The organism is uncultured Dokdonia sp. (genome assembly GCF_937910895.1).
GTDB lineage: Bacteria > Bacteroidota > Bacteroidia > Flavobacteriales > Flavobacteriaceae > Dokdonia.
Map to the genome: position 1 here is coordinate 1 of NZ_CALEMI010000005.1, position 6,123 is coordinate 6,123.

4 protein-coding genes are annotated in these 6,123 nt (G+C 35.9%); all 4 read left to right on the forward strand.

Annotated elements, in window-relative coordinates; genetic code table 11:
* Window positions 1-286: 286 nt before the first annotated feature.
* On the forward strand, window positions 287-940 hold the full coding sequence (locus Q0505_RS00195) for a DUF6624 domain-containing protein (protein WP_299207373.1): 654 nt from the start codon (window positions 287-289) through the stop codon (window positions 938-940).
* A 222-nt stretch (window positions 941-1,162) separates the two neighbouring features.
* Window positions 1,163-3,256, forward strand: coding sequence for an FAD-dependent oxidoreductase (locus Q0505_RS00200; RefSeq protein WP_299207376.1), 2,094 nt, complete (start codon window positions 1,163-1,165; stop codon window positions 3,254-3,256).
* Window positions 3,257-3,555: 299 nt separating this feature from the next.
* Entirely contained in the window at window positions 3,556-5,457 is a 1,902-nt protein-coding gene (locus Q0505_RS00205; RefSeq protein WP_299207379.1) for a hypothetical protein, read from the forward strand.
* A 235-nt stretch (window positions 5,458-5,692) separates the two neighbouring features.
* Window positions 5,693-6,123, forward strand: a 431-nt coding sequence (locus tag Q0505_RS00210; protein WP_299207382.1) for a metallophosphoesterase, incomplete at its 3' end; no start/stop codon positions are given.

The window sequence follows — 6,123 nt, forward strand, 5'->3', positions numbered from 1 at the left end:
AATGCAAATAGTTTCCGATAGACTTAAAAATCTAGCAAAACAAAAATAGTCTAATACACTATTTTAAAATATAAATAACACCCCTATGCAGCGTATCAATTTTGGTTCCCTTAAGACTATAGATACGCTACCCTTTGAGAATCACTCAACATGTCTATTCTCAAGACCAGAGCAACACATGGCATAGATGCACCACGCTATGCCATTGTGTTGTAATGTTTATAAAATCAATGAATTGAGACACCGTATTGTATATAAAAATAGATTTCATTAAACAGTATTTTATATGATCGTATTATTTAGCATCCTCTCTAAAACTATATATACCCCAAAAGTTATAGACTGCTCTATCAAGAAGCTTAATAAAGAACTCATTGCCATGAAAAATAAAGGGCAAGAGATTAGATTGGAATTAATGCCATTGCTAGCTGAAAATAGTAAGGAAGAAGACGTCAGTTTGAAACTGAAACAATATTCTTTGATCACAAAGATGCAACAGCAAGACAGGTATAATCAACAATATCTGAAAGCACTTTTTAATAATTGTGATTGGCCTAAAGGACTTAGTAAAGAAGCCCACACCTCTGTATATCTTATATTACAGCACAGTGATGATACCTTGATGCGCACCTATTACCCTAAAGTCGAAGAGATGGTTGCACTAGGTTATTTAGATCCAGATGATGCTGCAACGATGTTTGATCGGTTGCAAATGAATGCAGCATTGCCCCAACGCTACGGCACACAAACGTTTGAAAACACCAACAATCAAAACTCCGTGTGGCCTATTCAAGATCTAGAAAATCTATCTAGTTTACGAGCTTCTGTAGGACTTTCTAGTATGTATGAATATATCAAAGAAACCAAGGAAAGTATAGGCGTATCCATCGTTTGGGATAAAACACTTACCGTTGAGAATGCGCTGAGATTTAAAAAGTAATAGCATTATTCTCATGTATCAACTCTCGTATCAATGGTTTCTTTATACGCTTTCGCGAAAGCGTACTCTTTATCTTTAAAAGAGGTCTTTGAAGATTTTAAATTCCAAAAAACACGTAGTTTTCCTCATAGAAAAGTCATAATTCTCAATTAGATTTGTTAGATTCCTTTTTGTTTTTTATCACAACAAATAATAGTTCTAACCCTATAACCAAATAAATCAATGAGTTACCTTTCATTTAATAACCCCAATCTAAAGCGTGAAATTACTAGTAAAAGAACAGCAGTACCCAAAGAATCGATGCGTAAAGCATTTTCTGATTGGCTCATAAAAAATCATGGTGATCATTACGCTACTGAATTGAAACAACAACGTGCGGCACCTAAAAGCAATATTTCCAAACTACATTCTTTACAAAAATCATTAGATGCACCGTTAGTGGGAATTGTTGGTGGAGGATTTGCAGGACTCTATTCAGGACTGATTCTTCAGTCGCTAGGAATAGAATTTGAAATATTTGAAAGTTCAGATCGTGTTGGCGGTCGGATTGATACTTGGTATTCTACAAAGTATGATCCTAAAAAACCAGATACCGCCTGTTTATACGGTGAAGTAGGAGGGATGCGGATTCCTCAATTCTCACCAGATATGCTACCTGTACAACAGCTAGGTTTATCGCTCAACGCCGTTTTAAAACGCAATAAAATGGTTGATAAAATGGTAGAATGGCGCAAGTTTTATTACAATTCTGATGTACAGCGTTTGCGGTACAATAATATGGAAGCCCCTATCATTGCTGAGAATGCGAGTTTAAATTCCCTCAATTTTGGAAAAGATAAAGGCGGGAGTCTTCCTATGGTTTGGGTAACACCAACGTCAAAAGACAAAGGGGAGCCGTATTTACCTATTAATATGGTGCTTGAAAAAGTAAATGGACCTTTTATGGTTGCTTTTAAGAATGAGGACTTTGATAAAGCGTTTCAAAAATTAATGAAGTTTGATAATTACTCTATGTGGGGATATTTAACCAATGTATTCAAACTAGAAGACCTTGATGAGTATTATGATCCAAAAATGGGTAAAAAGGAAGACAATTTGCCGTACAATGTGGCAAGTTATCTAGAGACTTTAAATGTAGGTACAGGCATGTATGCGGTCTCTTTTGTAGAGATGGTACTTGCTTTGTATGATTGGGAAGGAAGTATGAATCCCTATGACTTAACAGATCCAAATATCTACATGATTACTATGAATAAAGGGATGCAACACTTTCCAGATGCTTGTAGATCTGTATTGGATTTACAAGAGGGTGTCTTACCAGAAGATGGTTATAGGGCGCAAGTAGAGATTGGGATGATTGAGAATGCAAAGGGACAAAAAGGATATTCACCAGATAACCTAACAGAAGATGCACAACCGCCATCAAGTGTGCCTCCAGCAAACCCTCCAAAACCAGTACCTGGAAAACCATCCCATACGAAGCAACGTGTGTTTATGAATCATAAAGTGGTTCAAGTAGTACATGATCCGTTATTATATGATACAGATGGCGGGATGCGAATCAAAGTAAAAGTAGCCAAAGGTACCAGTGAAGAAACGCTGACTAAAGAGTATCCGTATGTGATTAGTACATTACCTAATGGTGCGTATTTGAGCGGAGAGCTAAAAACAAATTTCTTTGACCATCTTTCCCTTTCAAAAGCACGCGCAATTAGAGAATGTCGTTATATGCCTTCTTTTAAAGCGTTTATTACATTTAACACTCAATTTTGGGCAACGCTAGGAGAACGACAAGAAGGAGGTTTAGGCGTAGGAACTTCAGATAGATCCAATCGGCAAATTGTATATCCTTCCTACGGATATGATGCAGAAGGCGGAGTATTACAGGTATATTGCTGGGCACAAGATGCAGAACGTATGGGTGCATTGACGGATGAAGAACGCGTGAACGAATGTCTTAAAGGAATTGCCTATTTATATCCAGATGCAGATGTCTATGGATCTTTTGCAGGCTATAAACCAGAAGAAACTACCAAAACTTGGTTTTGGGATAACCATGCAGGTGGTGGTGCTTTTGCTTTATTTGGTCCTGGACAGTTTACAAATCTATATGAGACTTTATTAACGCCAGAATTTGACGGTCATTTAAACATCGCAGGGGAGTGTTGCTCTGTCCATCATGGATGGATTGTAGGAGCCTTAGATTCGGCATACAATGCAGTAAATAATATTTTGGCTCAAATGGGAGAAACAGAAAAGATCAAAACGATGGAAAAAATGTGGGGGAGACTCACAGCACCAGATGTTGCCATATAAATGATCTAAATACTTAGTGAGAGGTGCCTTACCGTCATGATACTGTTTTATAATAGTAAAGTGATGTGTAAGGCTTTTTCACGTTCATACGTAATTGAATGCATTTATATATGCTGTGTACGCTTTCGCGAAAACGAGTAAGCCAAAACGATTTAAAGTAGGTAAGTGCGTATTCTATTTAAATAAAGTGTTTAAAATAGCATAAGATATATAAAGAATATAGTTTTTAAACTAAATAATTAGTTACAACTAATTATTTAGTTATATTTGTTTGTGTTAATTTTTAAATGCAATAGTGTATGTTTTCAAAGCGAGTAGGTATCATAGCTGTATTAAGTATAATTTCTATGAGTGTATCTGCACAAGCGGTAAAAGCGGATGCACAATTGCAAGCTGCCTACAAAGCCGAAGGTTCGTTGCAATTAGAGAATTCTAGAAATCTTTTTTTAGAAGTAATATTAAATGATACCGCTACAAAGGAAGAGCAATGTAAGGCATTACGATCATTAGCCATACAAGATTGGAAATTTTACAAAGACTATGATGCCGCTATAAAGAGATTGTTAAAAGCAGATAGTATTGGAGATTATAGATCAGAGACATGGATTGTCGCACATAGAATAGAACTAGAAGCGAGAAACTATACAAAAGCAATGGAAGCAGCAAAAAAATCAATGGAGATTGCGGCATCTAGCGCAGATAAAATATATGCCCAATATAAATATTGCTCAGCTGTTCTTAAACAAGCTCTATTTCAGTTAGATAACCATATAGAACCAAATTCGGTGCTTTTAAAAGAAGCATCTGATATGCTGCAAGAAATAGTAACCATAAATCCAACCCACGTAAATGCTGCTGAAACTTTACTAGGGATTTCCTTACTTCGTACTGATGGCGATATGGCCTTAAAAGGATGGCTTTCCTATTATAGATTTTCTGATATAGAGAGCGTCTATGAATATTTTAAAGAACCAGCAACACAGCTTAAAACAATTCTTTCAAAATGGAATACAACACCATTGAATACTGAAGAAAAAATAACACTGATAAAAGCTTTAGGAGACACTCGATTCTATACTTACGCAGGGATGATGGCAACATTATTTATAACTAATGAAAACAACAACTTAAAAAATAATAAAGAAGTACAGCACATAGTAGCCTATTCAAAATACTTAAAGAATCTAAAAACATATACGAATGAGTATTATAGGCAGATGACGTTAGAGAAGGGGAGTACAGAAGAGTATCTTTCATTTATCACCTCTACCAGTGAGAAGTTATATACTGAAGCAACAGCTGGAAAAAAAGTAAAAGACACTTTTTCAATGCGACAATTTAGGAACTTTATCAGATCTGAATTCGGCACGGTTTCTATTTTGGGGAGAACGAGTAGTTCAAATATTTTGGGATTGGTGATGGGACAAATTGTAAATGAACGTATTCGTAAAGTGGAACAATATGGTCACAGTGCAGATTTTAGTTTCACCGAATTGGATATGATGGTTTCTAATGGATATCCTAGTTGGTACTGGGAAGACAGAGGCGCTGGAGGTTTTGCTATAGAAGGAGGGTTTTTAAGGGTAAAGAAAATGTTTAAACATTTAGGAATTAGTGCATGGGAAACTGTTACAGATTCTGTAAAAAGGAAGAAGGCTGAAAAGAAAATATGTAAAACGTTATTAGAATCCACCCAATCAACAGACAAGAACACTGTTCTGGCGGGGCTAGCAAGTAAATTAGAACTAGATGCATTAGATCAATTATACGCTCAAGTCCTTCAGGAAGGATATGAAGGGGTTGCATTACAGTTAAAATTTATAGAGAAATATGATCAGTATAGAGATAATGCGACCATGTTTGCTCATGAAGGAAGACATTCTTTAGACAAAGTTGTTTTACAGGAGAAATATAGAACATTAGGGATCCCAACCATTGAGTATAGAGCTCGGTTATCACAAATAGTATTTGGTGAATCACCAAAATTAGAATTAGCAAATATGGTGAATGGCACAGGAAGTACCGGTAGTGGTCTAGCAAATGCTATGATTGTAGAAGTTGCTGAAAAATGGATCAAAGAGCACCCGCAAGAAATCAACGGGTTTGATGCCTCAAAACTCCCTATAGCACAATTATATTTACTTACAAACCTTCAAATTATAACTATATATAGAGCTGTAGATCCATTTTATGTAAAATAGACCGTGCAGTAATTTAATTTTATGTTAAGAACTACGTATGATAATGAGTGCGCTTTCGCGAAAGCGGATAAAGAAATAATTTTCAAGGGATAAGCCAAAGCGCAAGACATATATTACACCTTTTAAAATGAATCGTGTTTTAAATGAGGGTTCATTCGTATATTTGGTTAAAAGCTATGATGAAAAATTATATACCTCAATACAATACGTGTTCTATTCCTTACAATAAATTTACATGAGAACGCTGGTAATAGGGGATATACATGGAGGATGTAAAGCATTACTTCAAGTATTAGAAAAAGCAGCAGTAACACCTCAAGACAGACTTATCTTTTTAGGAGATTATGTAGATGGTTGGAGCGAATCGGCTCAAACGGTAGAAAAATTACTGGAATTAGCGATTTCCAATACCTGTGTATTTATACGAGGGAATCATGATCTTTGGTGTGGATTATGGCTAGAAAAAGGTGCGACCAATCCTATCTGGCTAGCCCATGGAGGTAAAGAAACGATGACGAGCTATATAGAAACTAGCTTATTAACAGATAATCGCCATAAAGCGTTTTTTAACGAATTGCAAGATTACTATATAGATTCAGAAAATAGATTATTTCTTCATGCTGGATTTACATCAATGCATGGAGTACAAAAGGAATCGCAGGCTGC

Excerpts from the sequence above, each read along its gene's own strand:
- Q0505_RS00195 (WP_299207373.1), top strand. The coding sequence starts at position 287 with ATGATCGTATTATTTAGCATCCTCTCTAAAACTATATATACCCCAAAA.
- Q0505_RS00200 (WP_299207376.1), top strand. The coding sequence starts at position 1,163 with ATGAGTTACCTTTCATTTAATAACCCCAATCTAAAGCGTGAAATTACT.
- Q0505_RS00205 (WP_299207379.1), top strand. The coding sequence starts at position 3,556 with ATGTTTTCAAAGCGAGTAGGTATCATAGCTGTATTAAGTATAATTTCT.